Raw genomic sequence first — 21,316 nt, forward strand, 5'->3', positions numbered from 1 at the left:
GGAGATAGATATGGCAATAAGAGCAATACGAGTAATGGGAGACAATGTTTTAAACAAGAAGTGTAAAGAAGTAAAAGAAGTAAACGACAGAACAAGAGTTTTGGTGGAAGATATGATTGACACAATGAGAGAGGCTAACGGTGTCGGACTTGCGGCTCCTCAGGTAGGTGTTTTAAAGAGAATAGTGGTAATAGAGACCGAGCCTGAAAACGTACATGTTCTTATAAATCCTGTTATTCTTGAGCAGGACGGAGAGCAGGTGGGATATGAGGGCTGTCTCAGCGTTCCGGGAAAGAGCGGTATAGTAAAAAGACCTAATCATGTGGTTGCAAGGGCATTTGACATTGATATGAATGAGTACACTATAGAGGGCGAGGGATTGCTTGCAAGAGCTATCTGCCATGAGTGCGCACATCTTGACGGAGAGCTTTATGTAGACCTTGTAGAGGGTGAACTGATAGACAATGAGGAACTTGAAAAAATGTACGAAGAAGAGGAAGATGAAGAATGAAAATAGTTTTTATGGGAACTCCCGATTTTTCGCTACAGCCTCTTAAAAGCCTGGTAGAAGCAGGACATGATGTCAGCTTGGTACTTACAAGAGAGGATAAGAAAAGAAACAGAGGAGAACTTAGCCCGACACCTGTAAAGGAGCTGGCGCAGGAATTAAATATTCCGGTGCTTACCCCTTCAAAGATGAAAGATGAAGCGCTGATTGAAAGACTGAAGTCTGAAAATGCCGATTTTTTTGTGGTGGTGGCGTACGGAAAGATTTTACCTAAGGAAATACTTGATATTCCGAAGCTGGGTTGCATCAACATTCATGCATCACTTTTGCCGGAGTACAGAGGCGCGGCACCTATACAGTGGTCGATTATAGACGGCAAGAAAAAGACCGGTATTACCACAATGCTTATGGATGAAGGCCTTGATACCGGAGATATCTTAAAGCAATATGAACTTCCTATCACAGATGATGAGACAGGAGGATCGCTTTTTGACAAGCTGGCAATACTTGGAGGTGAGGCTATAGCGGATACTATAGCAAATTTTGACAGTATTACTCCTACACCTCAGGGGGAGGCGACTACGGAGTATGCCAAGATGATTTCAAAGCAGATGGGTGAGATAGACTTTAATAAATCCGCCACGGAGATTGAAAGACTTATAAGGGGAATGAATCCTTGGCCAAGTGCATATACAAAGTATGAGGGTAAGGTATTAAAGATTTGGGAAGCCGAGGTTGCAGGTAATATATCGGAATTACCAAATATAAATTTAAGCGAAAATTACGGCAAAATATATAGCATTAATAAAGACATTTTTATAATATGTAATAACAGCGTTTTAAAGGTGCTGTCTTTACAACTTGAAGGTAAGAAAAGAATGTCTGCAAAGGACTTTTTGCTTGGCAGAGAGATAAAGCAGGGATATGTATTAGGAAAATAAGGAGGGGCTTATGTACTACGGTTACGGCTTTGATATAACATACATATTTGTAATAATCGGAATGGTAATCACATTGCTTGCTTCATGGAGAATGAAGGCGACATTTGCAAAGTATGAGAGAGTGAGATCCGAATCAAACCTTACAGGAAGAGAGGTGGCTGAGAGAATACTTAGGGCAAACGGAATCTACGATGTGGGAGTAAGACCTGTATCAGGCAGACTTACAGACCACTATGACCCGAGAGACAAGACTGTCAGCCTCAGTGAGGTTATATATAATTCAACATCCGTGGCTGCAATAGCCGTTGCGGCACATGAATGCGGTCATGCCATACAGGACAATGTAGGCTATGTTCCGCTGAACTTAAGAAGTGCATTTGTACCTATAGCAAGCTGGGGAAGCAGACTTGCCTGGCCTATGATATTTATAGGCATATTGCTTGGCTACGGAAATATGTCAAATATACTTATACAGCTTGGAATAGGACTGTTTTTACTTGCGGTAATATTCCAGATAATAACATTGCCTGTAGAGTTTGACGCCTCAAGAAGAGCACTGATTGAGTTACAAAGCAATAATATATTGCCGTCAAATGAAGATAAGAGTGCAAGCAAGGTGCTTTTTGCGGCAGCTATGACCTATGTGGCTGCAGCCGCTTCGGGAGTATTGCAGTTGCTGAGACTTTTGCTCTTATTTAACGGCAGAGGAAGAAGAGACTGACAATGGAAAAAACGAATATAAGAGCTCTTATTTTGGAAGCTTTGATGCTTATAGATGTTGAAGGGGAGTACAGCCACAAGGTCATAGATATGGCGCTTGAAAAGTATTCATATCTGTCAAAGGCGGACAGAGGCTTCTTTTCAAGGGTTGTACACGGAGTCGTGGAGTACAGGTTGCAGCTTGATTTTATTATAAAAAAATATAATAACGGCAAGCGTGTTAAGCCTGTAATCAGAGAAATACTGAGAATGGCAATCTATCAAATGCTTTATATGGACAGAGTACCTGACAGAGCAATAATAAATGAAGCCGTTAACCTTGTAAAGCAAAGAAGACTTAATGCACTTACAGGTTTTGTAAACGGTATATTAAGAAAGATAAGTGCTGAAAAAGAATCTATAAGCTTTGAGGATAAATGTATTAAGTACTCAGTGCCGGAGTTTTTGCTTGATATAATAAAAGAAAATACAGGCGAGTACTTTGATAAAACATTGGAGTACTTTCTCTCAAACAGACCTTTATCCGTAAGAGTGAATACATCAAAGTCAGATGTTACGGATGTGATTAAGGAACTGAAAGATAGCAATATCAAGGTTGAAAGGTCAAAGATTAACGACTCTGTTCTATATATAAGCGGATTTGATAAAGTAGATGAAATCTCAGCAATAAAATCAGGAAAGTGTTATATTACCGATGTTTCATCCTCAATGATATCTAAGCTTATAGTACCTGAGAATATAAAAAAGGCTGTGGATGTATGTGCGGCTCCGGGAGGAAAGAGCTTTTTGCTGGCTGATGAATTAAAAAGTGAAGCTGTGATTTATTCCTGTGATGTCAGTGAAAATAAGGTCAATCTGATAATAGAGAATGTAAGAGTACAGAGTTTTAAAAATATAAATCCTGTAGTGGCGGATGCAAGAGTATTTGATGAGAGATTTGCAGAAAGTGATTTGGTACTGGCGGACCTTCCGTGTAGCGGTATAGGTATTATCGGAAAGAAGCCTGATATAAAATACAGACTTGATTCCGAAGGTATTAAATCTCTGTCAGACTTACAAAAAGAGATACTTGACAATGTATCAAAGTATGTAAAAAAGGGCGGAGAACTTATATTTTCAACCTGTACATTGAACAAAGCTGAAAACGAAGAGAACGTGTCAAATTTTTTGAAAAATCACTGTGATTTTAAGCAGCCGGATTTGACAGGCAGATTAAAAGGCGATTTGCTTGAACGTTTTGATACGGAGGAATTAAAGAGAGGGTATCTTAAGTTGATACCGGGAAGAGATGACTGCGACGGCTTTTTCATTGCAGTATTTAGGAGAGATAATGACTGATATAAAGTCAATGGATTTGGATGAGTTAAAGACCTTTGTAAAGGATATGGGTGAGCCTGCATTCAGAGCAAAGCAGTTGTTTAAATGGATGCATAAGTCACTTATAGAGTCCTTTGATGAGTGTACGAATCTTTCAAAGGTATTTAGAGAAAGATTGAATTTACAAGCGAAACTTACAGAGCTTAAGCCTGTGGAGGTCTTTAAATCAAAGCTAGACGATACAAGAAAGTATTTGTTTGCACTGTATGACGGAAATATTATAGAAAGTGTGAGAATGAAGTATGAACACGGCAACTCTGTCTGTATTTCATCACAGGTGGGATGCAGAATGGGCTGTAAGTTTTGTGCTTCCACATTGGACGGACTTGTCAGAAATCTTACTGCAGGTGAGATGCTTGATCAGGTGTACAGCATTCAAAGACTTTTGGGAGAGAGGGTATCGAATATAGTGGTGATGGGTTCCGGAGAGCCTATGGACAACTATGAAAATATAGTAAAATTTGTCAGAATTATAAGCAGTGATATGGGGTTAAATATAAGTCAACGAAATATTACGGTGTCCACCTGCGGCATTGTGCCTAAGATAAGGCAACTTGCAGATGAAGGACTTAATATAACATTGGCACTTTCACTGCATGCGCCCAATGATGAGATAAGAAGAACTATAATGCCTGTAGCCAACAAGTATGCATTAAAAGATGTTATTTCAGCCTGTGATTATTACTTTAAAAAGACAGGAAGAAGAGTATCATATGAGTACTCGTTGGTAGCGGGAGTAAATGACAACATAGAGGAGGCAAAAAAACTTGTAAAACTTGTAAACGGAAGAAACATACACATCAATCTGATACCTGTAAATCCGATAAAAGAGAGGGATTTTAAGCAGTCGGATAAGCTTAAGATAAAGGCTTTCAGAGAGTTTTTGGAGAAAAAAGGTGTCAATGCCACAGTCAGAAGAGAGATGGGCAGAGATATTGATGGTGCCTGTGGACAGTTGAGAAGAAGATTTATCGAGACGAACGGTGAATCTGAAAGCTTGGAGGTGTAAATATGTATTCGGTTGCATTGACCGATGTAGGCAGGATCAGACTCATAAATCAGGATACAGTATATGTAAGTGATGTACCGATAGGGGTACTGCCGAATTTATATATTGTGGCTGACGGCATGGGAGGAGAAAAAGCAGGAGATTATGCATCAAAGTCTCTTATCGGATATATGATAACATATATTGAAAATACAATGAAAATGCCTGTGGTGGCTATCCGAGAAGCTATAGAGTATGCAAATGAAAATTTGTATGCGGAGGGTATTAAAAATCCGAACCTTACAGGTATGGGAACCACTGTAGTGGCGGCAAGTATAATAGATAATACATTGTATGTTTTCAATGTCGGAGATTCCAGATGTTATATACTTGATGAGAACGGAATAGCTCAAATAACAAAGGATCACTCTCTTGTAGAGATGCTTGTATCAAAGGGCGAAATTACAAGGGAAAGTGACGAGTACAAGGAGAACAAGAGTAAGATAACAAGAGCTGTAGGGGCGGAAGCCAAGGTACTGATTGACAGCTTTGAGGTTGAACTTTTGGGAAACGAGTATGTGTTATTATGTTCGGACGGACTTACAAACATGGTTGATGATAAGAAGATTTTTAATATAATATCTTCAGGAGCCGGTGTAGAGTCAAGTGCAAAAAGACTAATAGAGGAGGCAAATCTGTCAGGCGGAAGTGATAATATATCAATTTTGCTTATAGATGTGAATGCGAGGTAATATTATGAATCTTGAATCAGTTGTCTTGCAAGGAAGATATGAAATCATAGAGAAGATAGGCTCAGGCGGCATGTCTAATGTATTCAGAGCCAAGGACTTAAAACTTGGAAGAATGGTCGCTATAAAGGTGTTAAAGGATGAATTTTGTACCGACTTAAACTTTGTTGAAAAGTTTAAAAGAGAGGCACAGGCGGCGGCAAGTCTTTTGGGTGAAAATATAGTAAATATCTATGATGTAGTGGATGAGGGTAGATACCATTTTATAGTAATGGAGCTTGTAGACGGTATAACCCTGAAAGAATATATAAGGATAAAGGGAAAGCTTGATATAACGGAGGGTGTAAGTATAGCTATACAGGTGGCAAGAGCGCTTAAGACGGCTCATGCTCAGCATATAGTACATAGAGATATAAAGCCTCAAAATATACTTATAACAGATGACAGCAAAGTAAAGGTTGCCGATTTCGGCATAGCAAGAGCGGTATCCGAGCAGACTGTAAATGCGAACGCAATAGGTTCGGTACATTATATTTCGCCTGAGCAGGCAAGAGGCGGAAGATGCGATGCCAGAAGTGATATATACTCTTTGGGTATTACAATGTATGAGATGTTTACAGGAAGAGTTCCTTTTACAGGAGAGTCTACAGTAGCGGTGGCACTTGCACATCTTGAGCAGGCTATGACACCTCCGAGTGTATACAATAATAAGATTTCACCTAACCTTGAAAGAATTATATTAAAGTGTACAAAGAAGGACCCTGCCAACAGATATCAAAATATTACGGAGCTTCTTGACGACCTTGAAAATGTGCTTTTGAATCCTGATACACCGTATGAGATAAGCGGTTCCACAAAGATAATTAAGGCTGAGGATACCGCAATGCTCAGTAGGGTGGAGCCGATTGACGATATGAGTGATGATGAGTACGAAAGAGGAGACAAAGAGGAAGAAGACGACGATGACGACTATGATGAAGAAGATGAAAAGATGGACAAGATTATGTCCGTTGCAGGTGTTGTCATAGCGGTAATCATTGTGGTACTTTTGGTGTTCTTTGTAGGCAGATTTACAGGAGTATTCGGAGGTAAGGGTTCCGACACTTCACAGAGTAAGCTTGATTCCACACAGACAAAAATGCCTGATGTAGTGGGACTGTCGGAGAAGATGGCCGATAAGAAGCTTTCCGATAACAATCTTCAGATGCAGGTAAAGTCAAGTGAGTACTCGGATACTGTGGAAAAGGGCAATGTTATATCACAGGAGCCTAAGGCCGATGAGGTGGTATCAAAGTATTCAAAGGTGAGTGTGGTAATAAGTCTGGGTTCGGACGCATTTGATATATCCAAGTTAAACCTTGTAGGTAAGACAAAGGAGAGTGCGGAAAGTTTGTTAAAGGAAAACGGATTCTCTACAGATACTAAAGAAGAACCTTCAGATACTGTTCCGAAGGGCTCAGTTATATCATATGCACCTACAAAACCTAAGAACGGTGAAAGAGTGACTCTTACCGTAAGCAGTGGCAAGAAGGTGACGAAGGTGGTGGTTCCTAATATCACAGGCATGAGCGAGTCGGAGGCTAAGACTTTGCTTGAGACAAACGGTCTCATACTTGGTAAAAAAGCCGAACAACACAGTGCGACCGTAGCAAAGGGAGTTATAATAGGTCAGTCGACTGCGGCAGGTTCAAGCGTGGACAGCGGAAGCAGCGTAGACTATGCGGTAAGTAACGGTGTTGCACCTGAGACAACTCAGGCAAGCAGTGAACAGCAGTCAAGTCAAAGTACAAATGAACAGCAGCAGACACAGCCTACCAAAGCAACTGTGGCACCTGCAAGTGCAGCGGCAAATTACAGATATGTAGGTTCAATCGATACAAACTATTCGTTGCAGGATGTTATAGGACCAAGCTCGGGACTTACCAGTGTAAAGGTTATGATAAGACTTAAGCAGACTGTAAACGGCAGTGATGTATATTCCACACTTATGGATGCAAGAACCGTAACGGGTGATACTATACTTCCTGTAAGGTTCAGGACTATTGTAGGTGCAAACGGTGTGGACCAGGGACAGGTTGAGATTGTAAATGTGGATAGCGGAGAAGTATTGAAGTCATATACGGTGGAGTTCTTTAGAGTTGAGTAATTTGGATGAAGGCAAAGTTTATTTTGCAAAGATAATAAAGGGCATTGCAGGTTTTTATTACTGTATAATACTTGATGAGTGCGAGAGAAAAGGGCAAATTTTTTCCTGTAAGGCGAAGGGTATTTTCAGAAATATCGGTATGAAGCCGCTTGTCGGAGACAATGTGGATTTTGAGATTACCCATACCAAGGATCTTGAAGGAAATGTTGTAAAGATTCATAAAAGAAAAAATGCCCTGATAAGGCCAGCGGTGGCAAATATTGATAAGGTAGTGCTTGTTTTGGCGGTGGAATCTCCGTCGCCGGCATTCTACTATCTGGACAAGTATTTGATAAATATGTCAAATGCGGGGATAAGAGTGGATATATGTTGGAATAAGAGCGATTTGAATGAAGCTAAAGCTATAGAGTACGCTGAAATTTATGAAAATGCCGGATTTAAAAATATTATGGCATCAACTAAGACTGAAGGCGGACTTGATGAGCTTAGAGAGGCTCTAAAGGGTGAAGTCAGTGTACTTGCGGGAGCGTCGGGAGTCGGTAAGTCGTCTATAACCAATATACTTGCACCTAAGGCAAATATGGACACCAATACCGTCAGCAGGAAGATAGAAAGAGGCAGACATACTACCAGACATTCCGAGCTTTTTATGATTGATGCTAACACATTTGTTTTTGACACGCCGGGATTTACAAGTGTTGAGTCTCCTACCTTTGATAAAGAAGAGCTCAGATTTCATTTCCATGAGTTTGATAAGTATGAGGGAAAGTGCAGGTTTGCAGGCTGTGTACATATCAATGAACCTGAATGTGCGGTTAAAAAAGCTTTAGAAACCGGTAGTATCAGCAAGATAAGATATCAGAGCTATAAGAAGATGTATGAGGAACTGTCTGAAAGGAGAAAATATTGAAAAAGAATATTGCACCTTCACTGCTTGCTGCAAATTTTTTTGATTTGTCGTCACAGCTTGAACTGCTTAAAAAAGGAGATATAGAGGTTTTGCACCTTGATGTAATGGACGGAATGTTTGTGCCGAGTATTTCATTCGGTATGCCTGTTATAAGCTCACTAAGAAAGTCTGTAGACTTTTTATTTGATGTGCATATGATGGTGGAAAATCCTGAAAGGTATATAGAGGATTTTTATAAGAGCGGTGCAAACGGCATTACAATACACTTCGAGGCTTGTAAGCATATAGACAGATGTATCGCACAGATAAAGTCCTTCGGACTTAGAAGCGGTATTGCCATAAATCCGGCAACACCGGTTTCATTTTTACAAAATATCATCAGTGAAGTAGATATGGTGCTTATAATGAGTGTGAATCCGGGGTTTGGAGGACAGAAGTTTATTCCTTACAGCCTTGAGAAGGTAAGAGAGTTGTCAAAACTTAGGGATGAAAAAAATAAGAATCTTATAATACAGGTGGACGGCGGTGTCGGCGTTGACAATATAAAGGAACTTTCATACGCCGGTGTGGATGAGTTTGTTGCAGGTTCTTCCGTATTTAAAGGAGATATTTTGAAGAATATCCTTGATTTGAGAAATGCAATGGAAAGGCATAAAGTTTAATGAACGCAATAATTGTTACAGGCGGTGATATTGATTTATCACTGCTTGAGTCATATATAAGTAAAAATAAATATACGACTGTTATAAGTGTTGATGCGGCTGTTAAAAAGCTTGAAGAGATAGGTAAGTTGCCAAATGTAATGGTCGGAGATTTTGATACATTGGCGGATGAAAAGAGACTTGAGTACTATGCCGGTTCGGGCATTGAAATAGTAAGACATAATCCGGTTAAAGATTTCTCCGATACTGAGCTTGCAATAGACTGGGCATACAAAAGAAATATAACTGAAATAGTAATTTTCGGAGCACTTGGCAGAAGATTTGACCACACATTTGCAAATATTTTACTGCTCAGAAAGTACAAAAAACTGGGAGTGGATATAACGGTCGTTGACAGATGCAACAGGATATATGTAAAGTCAAATCCTTTTATTTTGGAGAAGCGCTCGGTGTGGGGCAAGTATATAAGCTTTTTTGCCGTGAAAGAAAAGGTATTTATAGAATCTCTTACCGGAGTTGCATATCCTGTAGAAAACAAATATCTTGACAATATAGAAAATCCAAGCCTGTTTATCAGCAATGAGATAGTGGATGACTATATGAGTGCTATATTTAACGGTGAGATACTGGTGGTGGAGAGCAGAGATTAAATATAAAATTTATTGTTTTTCAGATTAAAATTTCCTGTAACATCGGAGATGAAACTTAGATTTAACAGAAAAACGAAGGGAGAAAAGATGACAGAGGCATTAAGAGGAGTATATGAAGCGCTGCGAGAAGAAGTTGACAGAGAGTCTATGAAAGCGGCCATGAGAGAAGGAATGGAAAAGAGTATAGAAGAAGGAAGAGCGGAAGGTGTGTTAAGCAGTCTGGTTTCATTACTTAAAGACGGCTTAATAAGTGTTAGTGAAGCGGCAAAAAGAGCCGATATGAGTGAGGAAGGCTTCAAAAAATATTTGGACTGATATTGTATTGGGGAGACGGTAGTTTTATGTTTGATTCGGTGAATTTAAAAAGTGTAAATAAGAGTTACGGTGCAAAACAGGCACTCAAAAATATCAATCTTAACATAGAGAGCGGAAAGATAGTGGGCTTGCTTGGTCCGAACGGAAGCGGAAAGACCACTATGATAAAGCTTATGGTAGGACTTACAAAGCCAAGCAGCGGAATAGTAACAATATGCGGACATGAACCCGGTAAGGTAACCAAGTCATATGTATCATATCTGCCGGATAAAGACTTTTTGGATATAAATATGAGTATTGAAGATACTATGAGGATGTTTGCCGGTTTTTATTCTGATTTTGATATAGGCATAGCATATAAATTGCTTGAAGATTTGCAGGTACCTTATAAATTTAAGATAAAGGCATTGTCAAAGGGAAACAGAGAAAAACTTATGCTTATACTTGTGATGAGCAGAAGAGCCAAGTTGTATGTACTTGATGAGCCGATAGCGGGAGTTGACCCTGTGGCCAGAGACTACATATTAAATACAATTGTGGGAAATTACAACAAAACAGCTACGGTAATTATATCAACACATCTTATTGCAGATGTTGAAAAGATACTTGATGATGTAATCTTTATAAAAGATGGAGAAATAATACTGCATGAGACATCGGCTGCCATGAGAAATGAAAAGGGATGTTCCGTAGATGAGTACTTTAGGGAGGTGTATGATGACGGTCAAAATGATAAAGTACGAATTTAAGCAAATGAGTCCGGTTTTACTTGTCGCTTTTATAGCATTATTTTTTGTTACTCTTATAGGATTTTTGATTGGCGTAATGCCTATTTTGATTTTCGGCGGTAAAGATTTGGGAACAGGCATATGGTCTATATTTATGGTAAGCATTTCATTTTTGGCTTACGCCTTTATACTGATGGTTATAGCAATAGGAATGAACATATTTATAGGCTACAGATTCTATAAAAGTATGTATTCGTCTACAGGATATTTTACACATACATTGCCTTTAAGTATAAATGAGCTTATTTTAGGCAAGACAATACCTGCCATAGCGGTACAGATATTGATTGATTTAATGATCATAATATCGGGAGTGATCATATTTTTAGGATATTATGTGGCAAAAGACGGATTTGAAAATGCGATGTACAATATTTCAAGTCTGTTACAAATATTTGAGGGCAGATACTTTTATACAGGTTTCGGAATTGTGTTGGCGGTAACTATGTTCGGAATATCTGCAGTGATACAAACAGTATCCGGAACATTTGTACTGCTTTTATCCGCATCAATAGGTCAGCTGTTTAATTCACACAGAATACTTATGGGAGTGGTATCATTTATAGTTATAAACAGAATAATTGCGGCTTTTGAATGGATTCTAAATCTGATAGTTACCGAAGTTGCTAAAGCGGACTACTACAGTACAGAAACAGGTACAATAATCAGTCTGATTCTTATTGCAATTATAAATATAGCAGTGCTCATTATATCATATGTGCTTAATTACTACATTATAAGCAATAAATTGAATCCGGAATAATAAATAAAATTTTATTGATTTCAGGGAAAATATATTTAAAACTTATAAGTGGTATGATTGAAATTATCAAGATTGGATGTTTTAATCATACCACTATTTTTATATAATAATGACAGTTTAAGACATGGAGGAAAGAGTCATGGAGAGAATGAAAGACAGTACGGTATTTAAACTTGTGGTAACGGCACTTATGGCGGCATTATGTTATGTCAGCTTTACATATTTGAAGATTCCGATTCCTACAATATCAGGTGATATGACGGCGCTGCATATAGGCAACGCATTCTGTGTTATAGCGGCAATATTGCTTGGCGGTGTATATGGCGGAGTGGCCGGAAGCCTCGGAATGACAATAGCGGATGTTTTGGATCCTGTATACATTACATCGGCACCGAAGACATTTATATTGAAGCTTTGTATAGGACTTATATCAGGTTTTGTTGCACATAAGATTGCTCATATCACAGAGAGTCATGATACAAAGTATATTATAAAGTGGACTGCAATATCTTCAATATGCGGACTCGGATTTAATGTTATCTTTGATCCGATAGTAGGATATCTGTATAAGACATATATATTGGGAGTTCAGGCCGATGCAGCCAAAATAATGGCTACATGGGCGGCAGGAACCACTCTTATAAATGCAATTGTCAGTACAGTACTTATAGTAATACTGTACACAGCACTAAGGCCCGTACTTATCAAATCAGGATTATTCCTGAAGATAAAATAGCATACTTCATTTTAAAGATATTTCCGTTTGCCATACGGTAAGTGGAAATATCTTTTTTAATGTGTGAATATATGAACGGAATGTAAGTATTTTCCCTAATATATTGCCACATTCAATAGAGTAGTATATAATACAGTCGTGGTGTTTGCCCGCTTTATGTGACAGCGGACAGAGAAATGTTGCATTTTGAAAGCAAATGGAGGTATACAATGGAAAAGTTGGAGCAGTTATATGAAGGAAAAGCAAAAAAGGTGTTCAAAACTGCCGACCCGGATGTGCTGATAGTTTCTTATAAGGATGATGCCACGGCATTTAACGGTGAGAAAAAAGGAACTATAGTCGGTAAAGGTGCGATTAACAATCGTATGACAAATCATTTGTTTAAGATTTTGGAAAAGAAAGGGGTTCCTACTCACTATATAAAAGAGCTGAATGACAGAGAGACCGCTGTAAAAGCCGTAAAGATAGTTCCGCTTGAGGTCATAGTAAGAAACTATTCTGCAGGAAGCTTTGCAAAGAAGCTCGGAATGGAAGAGGGAATTAAGTTAAAGACACCTACTCTTGAGTTTTCATATAAGGATGATGCACTTGGAGATCCTTTCATCAACGGATATTACGCACTTGCACTTGATCTTGCCACACAGGAAGAGATAGATAAGATTGCTTCATATGCTTTCAAGGTAAATGAGACATTGATAAATTACTTTGACAATTTAGGTATAGACCTGATAGATTTTAAAATTGAATTCGGAAGATATAAAGGAGATATAATTCTTGCTGATGAGATTTCTCCTGATACCTGCAGGCTTTGGGACAAGCAGACACATGAAAAGCTTGATAAGGACAGATTCAGAAGAGACCTTGGCGGAGTGGAAGACGCATATGCCGAAGTATTCAGAAGACTTGGAATAAATTAGGAGGCAGGTTTGAGAGACAGATATATAAGCCCGCTTTGTGAAAGATATGCAAGTGCAAAGATGCAGTATATTTTTTCACAGGATAAGAAGTTTAAAACCTGGAGAAGGCTGTGGATTGCGCTGGCGGAGACCGAAAAAGAACTCGGTCTTAATATAACCGACGAACAGATAGAAGAGCTGAAAAAATTCAAAGATGATATAAACTTTGATGTGGCAATTGAGAGAGAAAAGCAAGTAAGACATGATGTAATGAGTCATGTATATGCTTACGGAGTACAATGTCCGAAGGCAAAGGGAATAATACATCTCGGAGCTACAAGCTGCTACGTAGGTGATAATACCGACATTATAATTATGAAAGAGGCTTTGGAGCTTGTAAGGGAGAAACTTGTCAATGTAATAAACGAGCTTTCAAAGTTTGCCCTAAAGTATAAAGACCTTCCTACTTTGGCGTTCACTCATTTTCAGCCTGCACAGCCGACTACAGTCGGAAAGAGAGCCACGCTTTGGATAAATGAGCTTTTGCTTGACTATGAGGATATAAACTACACCATTGATAATCTGAAGCTTTTGGGATGCAAGGGTACTACAGGTACTCAAGCCTCTTTTGTGGAGCTTTTTGACGGAGATAATGAAAAGATAGATAAAATAGATCCTATGATTGCAAATAAGATGGGATTTAAAGAATGCTATCCTGTTTCAGGACAGACTTATTCCAGAAAAGTGGACATAAAGGTGTTGAATGTCCTTGCGGGAATTGCGGCTTCCGCACATAAGTTTTCAAATGACATCAGACTTTTACAACACCTTAAAGAAATCGAAGAGCCTTTTGAAAAATCACAGATAGGTTCATCGGCAATGGCATATAAGAGAAATCCTATGAGAAGCGAAAGAATTGCATCACTCTCAAACTATGTTATGAGCGATGTTATGAATCCGATGATGGTGGCTTCCACACAGTGGTTTGAGAGGACATTGGACGATTCCGCAAACAAGAGACTGTCCGTACCTGAGGGATTTTTATGCATAGACGGTATACTTGACTTATATTTGAATGTTGTGGACGGACTGGTGGTATATCCTAAAGTTATAGAAAAACATTTGATGGCTGAATTGCCTTTTATGGCTACAGAGAATATAATGATGGATGCCGTGAAAGCGGGCGGCGACAGACAGGAGCTGCATGAAAGAATAAGAGAACTTTCAATGATCGCCGGAAAAAATGTAAAAGAACTTGGAGAAGACAACAATCTGCTTGATTTGATTGCAAACGATCCTATGTTCAATCTTTCAAAGGAAGAGTTGGAAGAATCTATGAAGCCTGAAAAATACATCGGAAGAAGCAGTGTTCAGGTGGAAGATTTTATAAAAAGAAATATCAAGCCTATCTTAGATGAATACAAGGATATTCTGGGATTAAAGGCTGATATAAATGTGTAAGGAGAATTGAATTAAATGGTAAGAGCTATAGTAGGTGCTAACTGGGGAGACGAGGGTAAAGGTAAAATTACAGATATGCTGGCTGCAAAGGCAGATATTATTATCCGTTTCCAAGGCGGAAGCAACGCAGGCCATACAATCATAAACAATTATGGTAAGTTTGCATTGCATTTATTGCCTTCAGGAGTATTCTATGATCATACAACAAGCGTTATAGGCAATGGAGTTGCACTTAATATTCCATATTTGATTAAGGAAATAAATGAAATAGTAGAAAAAGGTGTTCCGAGGCCTAGGATTTTGGTATCCGACAGAGCACAGCTTTTGATGCCGTATCATATTTTGCAAGATACCTATGAGGAAGCAAGGCTTGCCGGAAAGGCATATGGCTCTACCAAGTCGGGAATAGCTCCTTTTTATTCAGATAAGTTTGCAAAAATCGGTATTCAGGTAAGCGAGCTGTTTGACGATGAGATACTTGAAGAAAAAGTTGAAAAAATCTGCACACTTAAGAATGTAATGTTTAAGCATCTGTATCATATGCCTGAGCTTGATAAAACCGAACTTATGAATACACTTCACGAGTACAGAGATATGATAGAGCCTTTTGTATGTGATGTAAGTGCATATTTATATAAGGCAATAAAAGAGGGTAAGAGTATTCTTTTAGAGGGACAGCTGGGTTCACTTAAAGACCCTGACCACGGAATCTACCCTATGGTTACATCATCATCCACATTGGCGGCATACGGTGCAATCGGTGCAGGTATAGCGCCATATGAAATAAGTGATATCACAACAGTGGTTAAAGCATACTCATCTGCAGTAGGAGCGGGAGAGTTTGTAAGTGAAATTTTGGATGAAGCTGTAGCCGACGAGCTTAGAAGAAGAGGCGGCGACGGCGGTGAGTTCGGTGCAACCACAGGAAGACCGAGAAGAATGGGATGGTTTGATGCTGTTGCTTCAAGATACGGTGTAAGAATACAGGGTACTACAGAGGTTGCTCTTACAGTACTTGATGTACTCGGATATCTTGATGAGATTCCGGTATGTGTAGGCTATGATATAAACGGTGAGATTACAAGGGATTTCCCTACGACAAACAACTTAAAGCTTGCAAAGCCTGTATATGAATATCTTCCGGGATGGAAATGTGATATCAGAGGCATAAAGGAATATGATAAGTTGCCTGAGAATTGTAGGAAATATATCGAGTTTATAGAAAAAGAACTTGAAGTGCCTGTAAAATTGGTAAGCAACGGCCCGGGCAGAGATGATATTATCTATAGATAAGCCCAAATAGTGATTTGCCCCATATCAGCATAAACTGATATGGGGCTTGACTATGCATTAAGTAAGGAGAAATAATGATAGACATAATAGAGAAGCTTCAAAAGGAAGCTTTAGAGAAGATAAACAGTGCAGAGAATAAAGAAAGATTAAACGAGCTGAAAGTAGCATATCTCGGTAAAAAAGGAGAGCTTACCGCACTTCTTAAAAATATGAAGAATATAGCTCCTGAGGACAGAGCGGAGTTCGGTAAAGTAGTGAATGAAGCAAGAGAGGCTATAGAAAATACACTTGAAAATGTAGGAAACGAGCTTTCAAAACTTGCACTTAAGGCAAGACTGCAGGCTGAGACCATAGATGTTACACTACCTGCCAACAAAAGAGAGTTCGGACACAGCCATCCGAATGTAATTGCATTACATGAAGTTGAAAAAATATTTACAAATATGGGCTATGAAGTGGTCGAAGGACCTGAGATAGAGTTTGACGAGTACAACTTTACAAAGCTTAATATACCTGCAAATCACCCTGCAAAGGATGAACAGGATACCTTCTATATATCAAAGGATATAGTACTTCGTACACAGACATCACCTGTACAGGCAAGAATTATGGAGACGGGTAAGCTTCCTATAAAGATGATAAGCCCGGGAAGAGTATACCGTTCAGACGAGGTGGATGCTACACATTCACCTACATTTAACCAGATAGAGGGACTTATTGTAGATAAGGACATTACATTTGCAGACCTTAAGGGAACACTTGAAGTCTTTGCAAAGAAACTTTTTGGAGAAGAAACAAAGGTTAAGTTCAGACCTCACCATTTCCCTTTCACAGAGCCGAGTGCGGAGATGGATGTGACCTGTTTTAAATGTCACGGAAGCGGATGCAGATTTTGTAAGGGCAGTGGCTGGATAGAGATACTTGGCTGTGGAATGGTACATCCTCATGTATTTGATATGTGTGGAGTTGATAAGAATGAGTATAACGGCTTTGCATTCGGTATCGGACTTGAGAGAATTGCACTCTTAAAGTATGAGATAGACGATATGAGACTCTTATACGAGAACGATATCAGATTTTTAAAGCAGTTTTAGTCAACAAAATATACATAGAGCAGAGGTAAAGAATGGATACAGCATTATCATGGGTAAAGGCATATGTGCCTGACTTGGATGTGACACCAAGTGAATATACAGATGCAATGACTCTAACCGGAACCAAGGTAGAGGGTTATAAGAATTTAGATAAAAATCTTGAAAAGATAGTTGTAGGTGAGATACTTTCGATAGAAAAACATCCCGATGCAAATAAACTTATTATTTGTCAGGTGGATGTAGGCAATGAGAAAATACAGATAGTTACAGGAGCGCCTAATGTTTCAGTAGGAGATAAAGTTCCTGTAGTACTTGACGGAGGAAAGGTGGCAGGCGGACATGACGGCGGCCCTCTACCTGAGAACGGAATAAAGATAAAAAAGGGTAAGCTTCGCGGAGTGGAGTCACTTGGAATGATGTGCTCTATTGACGAGCTCGGACAGGACAAAAACTACTTCCCTGACGCACCTGAGAGCGGAATCTATATTCTGCCAAAGGATGCAAAGGTAGGAGGCGACGCTATAGAGCTTTTAGGACTCAGAGATACCGTATTTGAGTATGAAATAACATCAAACAGAGTGGATTGCTACGGTGTAATAGGAATTGCAAGAGAGGCCGCAGCTACATTTAAGAAAAAGTTTGTATTACCGAAGGTAAATGAAACCGGAAACAGTAAGAATGTAGCCGAATATCTGAGCGTTGAAGTAAAAGATAATGAGCTTTGTAAGAGATATGTTGCAAGAGTTGTAAAAAATATCAAGCTTGCACCTTCACCTGCCTGGATGCAGGAGAGACTTCGTGCCGTAGGTATAAGGCCTATAAACAATATAGTTGATATTACAAACTATGTAATGGAAGAGTACGGACAACCTATGCACGCCTTTGACTATGACTTACTTGAAGGACATAAGATAGTAGTTGACAGAGCAAAAGACGGGGAAGAGTTTGAGACACTTGACGGAGTTGTAAGAAAGCTTGACAAAGACATTCTTATGATAAATGATGCAAAAAAGGCTGTGGCAATTGCAGGTATCATGGGCGGTGAAAACTCAAAGATTACAGATGATGTATCTACAATGGTATTTGAGTGTGCTACATTTGACGGTACAAATATCAGACTTTCATCAAAGAGACTCGGACTTCGTACAGACTCGTCAGGTAAGTTTGAAAAAGGACTTGACCCGAACAATGCATATGATGCTATGATGAGAGCTTGTTCTTTGGTGGAAGAGCTCGGTGCAGGTGAAGTTGTAGGAGGATGTGTTGATGTATATCCTGTAAAGGTTGTGGAATCAAGGGTAAAATTTGAGCCTGACAGGATTAACAAGTTACTGGGAACAAATATATCAAAAGAAGAGATGCTTGAAATCTTTGACAGAATTGAGTTAAAATATGATAAAGAGACTGATGAGATAGTGGCTCCGACCTTCAGACAGGATATTCACTTTATGGCAGACCTTGCAGAGGAAGTTGCAAGATTCTTCGGATACGACAAGATACCTACCACATTGCCGAAATCAAGTGCAACTATAGGCGGAATCAATTTAAAGCTTGAGATAGAAGAGATTGCAAGAGAAGTTGCAAAATTCTTGGGATTTTCTGAAGCGATGAACTATTCATTTGAAAGTGCCAAGGTATTTGATAAGCTGAACCTTTCAAAGGACAGTCACTACAGAAAAGCTATTGAGATTTCAAATCCTCTCGGTGAGGACTTCAGGATGATGAGAACTCAGGCTGTAAACGGCATTTTGAATTCTTTATCAACCAACTACAACAGAAGAAATAAGGATGTTCATCTTTTCGAACTTGCAAACATCTATATTCCTAAGGAACTTCCGCTAAAGGAATTACCTGACGAGAGAATGCAGTTCGTTCTCGGATTCTACGGAAAAGAAGATTTCTTTGATATGAAGGGAGTTGTGGAGGAATTCCTTACAACTATAGGAATTGATGCAAAACTTAACTATGACCCAAGCTGTAAGGAAGAGTTTCTACATCCGGGAAGAAAGGCCGATATAATACTTGACGGTGTACGCATCGGATACTTGGGCGAGGTACATCCGAGTGTTTGTGAGAATTATAAGCTCGGTGAGAGAACATATATTGCAGTGCTTGATTTGCCGAATATTATTCCTTTTGTAAACTTTGATATAAAGTATACGGGAATAGCAAAATACCCTGCAACATCAAGAGATATTTCACTTGTAGTGCCGAAAAATATCTTAGTCGGCGAGATAGAGGATGTTATCGAGCAAAACGGAGGAAACAACCTTGAGTCATTCAAATTATTCGATATATACGAGGGTGACCAGATAGAAGCGGGATTTAAGTCTGTGGCTTATTCACTGACATTCAGAAATAAGGAGAGAACTCTTCTGGATACCGAGGTGAACGAGGTTATGGATAAGATTTTAAATAAGCTTGAGGCTAAGAATATAAAAATCAGATCTTAAGTCTTTTACATGAGTCTTTAGCGGTATTGTTTTTTGAAAAGTGAGAAAAAATGGGTAGAAGTAGGAGAAGGAAAAAAAAGAGTAAAGCTTTTATCAGGTATTTTTGCCTTTTTGTATGTGCTGTTATCTTACTTACTTCTTTACTGATTGGAGATGATGCCGGGGCTTATGGAGAAGGAAGAAGTGCTATATTTAAAAATCCTGTCAATCCGGATTATGAGAGCAATGATAACGGCGTAAAGACATCGTTCAGATTGAGAGCACTCAACAATCTGAGCGGAGAGGTAGAGTACGGATCCAATGCAATGTCACTTATATCGGTAAGTGATGAGGACAATAAAAAAAGTACAATAAAGAACTTTGCGGATATCTTGGATATGGATATATACAGCAACCTCTGTTTTTGTGCAAATATAGAAAACGGTTCAAATGTGGACAGAGATATAAGTGTGGACATAGTAATGCCGTCAGGTACTGACGGCAGTGTGTCCACAATCAGGCTTATCAACTCGGATCTTGATATCTTTAAGGGAGATTTGACAGGTGTGGATATCAAGTATGAGACAGGTAGCGGCAATATTACAGAGGCACAAAGAAAATCCGGAAATGAACTTGACTTTAATAAGGTAAAGACAATCAAGATAGACGGTAAAATATCTGCCGGGCAAAAATTTGAAGGTATTTTACCGATGGAAATCATTGAAAATAAATCATTACCTGAGAAAAAAGATGAGTTTGTAGATGATTTAAAAACTATTGATGAGATAAATACCGACAATAATTTTGATTTTAAGATAAACTACAGATACCCTATCAAAAAGAACCTTGACTTAAGCATTGCTACCTGCCACGGAAGTGAGAAAACGGAAGATTTTGCAAACGGTAAAATAGTAGGTATAGCAAAAAGAGACGAGGAAAGCTATGATATATTACCAAGTGATATAATAGATAAATTCGGCGATGCAAATACGGCTTCCTTTTCAATGTTCAGCTTAGATGAAAGCAAAGATGCATTTGTAAATGACTATACCTTTGTAAGTGTGGATACAAAGGGGTTACAGGATTTGGTAAAGGACAGAGGATATTCATTACTTATAAAAGATTTTACATTGGAGAATAAATATGATTTTATAGTGGGCGAAAAAAAGCATATTTATGAAGACGGACTTGAACTGAACCTTGGAAAAAAGGATAAATACGGGCATATCCTTTCAAAGGTATATGTGGAATTTCAAAAAGTGCTGGATTGCAATGACAGCGAGGTGGCGCTTGGTAAAGAGTGGAATGAATTTGACAATTTGATATCGGCAAAACTTCAAAACGGAAGTGAAATTACCGATATAGACAGAGGTAAGATAAAGGTCGAAAGCAATGTAGATACAAAGAAAAAGGGCGAATACACTGTAAAATATTCCTATGAGATATTGCCGAATACTTGGATAAGTAACAGTGCAAATGTAAAAGTTGTGGACGGTAACGAGTCTTTACAGACAGATGTTAAGAGTAAAACCGGAAGCAGTGTGAAGATAGAGTAATCTTTGCTTGCAATAGTTATGGTTTAGTGATATTATAAAAACAGTTTTGTATAAAATGGAGTGTAGATATGTTAAATAAGTTGATTTCAATAATATTTATTTTAGTGTGTGTTTTCCTGACTGCAGTGGTACTGTTTCAGGAGGGTAACGAGCAGGGACTTGGCTCAATAGGCGGTATCGCAGATACATATTGGGGTAAGAACAGAGGACGTTCAGTAGAAGGTTTGCTTGAGAAGCTTACCAAGGTGGCTGCGGCACTGTTTTTGATTTTATCATTAGTATTAAATATTGTTAAATAATAAAAAGCACTCACACGAGTGCTTTTTATTAT

Annotated in this window: 21 protein-coding genes; all 21 read left to right on the top strand. The window is 38.8% G+C overall.

All coding sequences use genetic code 11. The annotated features are described in order from the left end of the window. Positions 1–10: 10 nt before the first annotated feature. The 21 genes from def (at position 11) to secG (ending at position 21,284) form a co-directional block, all read left to right on the top strand. On the top strand, positions 11–511 hold the full coding sequence (gene def, locus ACO6FI_RS04905; RefSeq protein ID WP_485456443.1) for a peptide deformylase: 501 nt from the start codon (positions 11–13) through the stop codon (positions 509–511). After that, positions 508–1,449 (top strand): methionyl-tRNA formyltransferase, encoded by a 942-nt coding sequence (gene fmt, locus ACO6FI_RS04910; protein ID WP_485456369.1) that lies wholly within the window; start codon positions 508–510, stop codon positions 1,447–1,449. Before def ends, fmt begins: the two co-directional genes overlap by 4 nt. A gap of 10 nt (positions 1,450–1,459) precedes the next feature. Then, on the top strand, positions 1,460–2,170 hold the full coding sequence (locus tag ACO6FI_RS04915; RefSeq protein ID WP_485456370.1) for a zinc metallopeptidase: 711 nt from the start codon (positions 1,460–1,462) through the stop codon (positions 2,168–2,170). Positions 2,171–2,172: 2 nt separating this feature from the next. After that, the gene (rsmB, locus tag ACO6FI_RS04920; protein ID WP_485456371.1) at positions 2,173–3,507 is read left to right on the top strand and encodes a 16S rRNA (cytosine(967)-C(5))-methyltransferase RsmB; all 1,335 of its coding nucleotides are present in this window, start codon (positions 2,173–2,175) and stop codon (positions 3,505–3,507) included. Beyond that, complete coding sequence (gene rlmN, locus ACO6FI_RS04925; RefSeq protein ID WP_485456372.1) at positions 3,500–4,555, top strand: dual-specificity RNA methyltransferase RlmN; 1,056 nt, start codon at positions 3,500–3,502, stop codon at positions 4,553–4,555. Before rsmB ends, rlmN begins: the two co-directional genes overlap by 8 nt. A 2-nt stretch (positions 4,556–4,557) precedes the next feature. Continuing rightward, positions 4,558–5,286 (top strand): Stp1/IreP family PP2C-type Ser/Thr phosphatase, encoded by a 729-nt coding sequence (locus ACO6FI_RS04930; protein ID WP_485456373.1) that lies wholly within the window; start codon positions 4,558–4,560, stop codon positions 5,284–5,286. Positions 5,287–5,290: 4 nt separating this feature from the next. Beyond that, on the top strand, positions 5,291–7,429 hold the full coding sequence (gene pknB, locus ACO6FI_RS04935; RefSeq protein WP_485456374.1) for a Stk1 family PASTA domain-containing Ser/Thr kinase: 2,139 nt from the start codon (positions 5,291–5,293) through the stop codon (positions 7,427–7,429). Further along, on the top strand, positions 7,422–8,339 hold the full coding sequence (gene rsgA / locus ACO6FI_RS04940) for a ribosome small subunit-dependent GTPase A (RefSeq protein WP_485456375.1): 918 nt from the start codon (positions 7,422–7,424) through the stop codon (positions 8,337–8,339). Before pknB ends, rsgA begins: the two co-directional genes overlap by 8 nt. After that, positions 8,336–9,001 carry a ribulose-phosphate 3-epimerase gene (gene rpe / locus ACO6FI_RS04945; protein ID WP_485456376.1) on the top strand — a complete coding sequence of 222 codons (666 nt, stop codon included), beginning with the start codon at positions 8,336–8,338 and terminating at the stop codon, positions 8,999–9,001. The genes rsgA and rpe overlap by 4 nt, the downstream gene beginning before the upstream one ends. Further along, positions 9,001–9,651, top strand: coding sequence for a thiamine diphosphokinase (locus ACO6FI_RS04950; protein WP_485456377.1), 651 nt, complete (start codon positions 9,001–9,003; stop codon positions 9,649–9,651). The genes rpe and ACO6FI_RS04950 overlap by 1 nt, the downstream gene beginning before the upstream one ends. Positions 9,652–9,738: 87 nt before the next feature. Continuing rightward, on the top strand, positions 9,739–9,966 hold the full coding sequence (locus ACO6FI_RS04955; protein WP_485456378.1) for a helix-turn-helix domain-containing protein: 228 nt from the start codon (positions 9,739–9,741) through the stop codon (positions 9,964–9,966). Positions 9,967–9,992: 26 nt separating this feature from the next. After that, positions 9,993–10,715 (top strand): ABC transporter ATP-binding protein, encoded by a 723-nt coding sequence (locus tag ACO6FI_RS04960; RefSeq protein WP_485456379.1) that lies wholly within the window; start codon positions 9,993–9,995, stop codon positions 10,713–10,715. After that, positions 10,681–11,517, top strand: coding sequence for a hypothetical protein (locus tag ACO6FI_RS04965; RefSeq protein WP_485456380.1), 837 nt, complete (start codon positions 10,681–10,683; stop codon positions 11,515–11,517). Before ACO6FI_RS04960 ends, ACO6FI_RS04965 begins: the two co-directional genes overlap by 35 nt. Before the next feature lie 139 nt (positions 11,518–11,656). Then, complete coding sequence (locus ACO6FI_RS04970; RefSeq protein ID WP_288913247.1) at positions 11,657–12,253, top strand: ECF transporter S component; 597 nt, start codon at positions 11,657–11,659, stop codon at positions 12,251–12,253. A 209-nt stretch (positions 12,254–12,462) separates the two neighbouring features. Further along, on the top strand, positions 12,463–13,170 hold the full coding sequence (purC, locus tag ACO6FI_RS04975) for a phosphoribosylaminoimidazolesuccinocarboxamide synthase (protein WP_485456381.1): 708 nt from the start codon (positions 12,463–12,465) through the stop codon (positions 13,168–13,170). A gap of 60 nt (positions 13,171–13,230) precedes the next feature. Then, positions 13,231–14,610, top strand: a complete 1,380-nt coding sequence (gene purB, locus ACO6FI_RS04980; protein ID WP_485456444.1) for an adenylosuccinate lyase — start codon at positions 13,231–13,233, stop codon at positions 14,608–14,610. 15 nt (positions 14,611–14,625) lie between these two features. Next, a complete protein-coding gene (locus ACO6FI_RS04985; protein ID WP_485456382.1) occupies positions 14,626–15,903 on the top strand; it encodes an adenylosuccinate synthase in 1,278 nt (425 codons plus the stop codon). Between the two features lie 74 nt (positions 15,904–15,977). After that, entirely contained in the window at positions 15,978–16,997 is a 1,020-nt protein-coding gene (pheS, locus tag ACO6FI_RS04990; RefSeq protein WP_485456383.1) for a phenylalanine--tRNA ligase subunit alpha, read from the top strand. Positions 16,998–17,029: 32 nt separating this feature from the next. Next, positions 17,030–19,450 (top strand): phenylalanine--tRNA ligase subunit beta, encoded by a 2,421-nt coding sequence (gene pheT, locus ACO6FI_RS04995; protein WP_485456384.1) that lies wholly within the window; start codon positions 17,030–17,032, stop codon positions 19,448–19,450. A 50-nt stretch (positions 19,451–19,500) separates the two neighbouring features. After that, entirely contained in the window at positions 19,501–20,985 is a 1,485-nt protein-coding gene (locus ACO6FI_RS05000; protein ID WP_485456385.1) for a bacterial Ig-like domain-containing protein, read from the top strand. A gap of 68 nt (positions 20,986–21,053) precedes the next feature. Then, on the top strand, positions 21,054–21,284 hold the full coding sequence (gene secG, locus ACO6FI_RS05005; RefSeq protein ID WP_040457934.1) for a preprotein translocase subunit SecG: 231 nt from the start codon (positions 21,054–21,056) through the stop codon (positions 21,282–21,284). Positions 21,285–21,316 lie beyond the last annotated feature (32 nt).

Source organism: Lachnoanaerobaculum sp., assembly GCF_057250505.1.

Excerpts from the sequence above, each read along its gene's own strand:
- pknB (WP_485456374.1), top strand. The coding sequence starts at position 5,291 with ATGAATCTTGAATCAGTTGTCTTGCAAGGAAGATATGAAATCATAGAG.
- def (WP_485456443.1), top strand. The coding sequence starts at position 11 with ATGGCAATAAGAGCAATACGAGTAATGGGAGACAATGTTTTAAACAAG.
- purC (WP_485456381.1), top strand. The coding sequence starts at position 12,463 with ATGGAAAAGTTGGAGCAGTTATATGAAGGAAAAGCAAAAAAGGTGTTC.
- ACO6FI_RS04930 (WP_485456373.1), top strand. The coding sequence starts at position 4,558 with ATGTATTCGGTTGCATTGACCGATGTAGGCAGGATCAGACTCATAAAT.
- rsmB (WP_485456371.1), top strand. The coding sequence starts at position 2,173 with ATGGAAAAAACGAATATAAGAGCTCTTATTTTGGAAGCTTTGATGCTT.
- ACO6FI_RS04965 (WP_485456380.1), top strand. The coding sequence starts at position 10,681 with ATGATGACGGTCAAAATGATAAAGTACGAATTTAAGCAAATGAGTCCG.
- secG (WP_040457934.1), top strand. The coding sequence starts at position 21,054 with ATGTTAAATAAGTTGATTTCAATAATATTTATTTTAGTGTGTGTTTTC.
- purB (WP_485456444.1), top strand. The coding sequence starts at position 13,231 with ATGCAGTATATTTTTTCACAGGATAAGAAGTTTAAAACCTGGAGAAGG.
- ACO6FI_RS04950 (WP_485456377.1), top strand. The coding sequence starts at position 9,001 with ATGAACGCAATAATTGTTACAGGCGGTGATATTGATTTATCACTGCTT.
- ACO6FI_RS05000 (WP_485456385.1), top strand. The coding sequence starts at position 19,501 with ATGGGTAGAAGTAGGAGAAGGAAAAAAAAGAGTAAAGCTTTTATCAGG.
- pheS (WP_485456383.1), top strand. The coding sequence starts at position 15,978 with ATGATAGACATAATAGAGAAGCTTCAAAAGGAAGCTTTAGAGAAGATA.
- ACO6FI_RS04970 (WP_288913247.1), top strand. The coding sequence starts at position 11,657 with ATGGAGAGAATGAAAGACAGTACGGTATTTAAACTTGTGGTAACGGCA.
- fmt (WP_485456369.1), top strand. The coding sequence starts at position 508 with ATGAAAATAGTTTTTATGGGAACTCCCGATTTTTCGCTACAGCCTCTT.
- ACO6FI_RS04955 (WP_485456378.1), top strand. The coding sequence starts at position 9,739 with ATGACAGAGGCATTAAGAGGAGTATATGAAGCGCTGCGAGAAGAAGTT.
- ACO6FI_RS04985 (WP_485456382.1), top strand. The coding sequence starts at position 14,626 with ATGGTAAGAGCTATAGTAGGTGCTAACTGGGGAGACGAGGGTAAAGGT.
- pheT (WP_485456384.1), top strand. The coding sequence starts at position 17,030 with ATGGATACAGCATTATCATGGGTAAAGGCATATGTGCCTGACTTGGAT.
- ACO6FI_RS04915 (WP_485456370.1), top strand. The coding sequence starts at position 1,460 with ATGTACTACGGTTACGGCTTTGATATAACATACATATTTGTAATAATC.
- ACO6FI_RS04960 (WP_485456379.1), top strand. The coding sequence starts at position 9,993 with ATGTTTGATTCGGTGAATTTAAAAAGTGTAAATAAGAGTTACGGTGCA.
- rlmN (WP_485456372.1), top strand. The coding sequence starts at position 3,500 with ATGACTGATATAAAGTCAATGGATTTGGATGAGTTAAAGACCTTTGTA.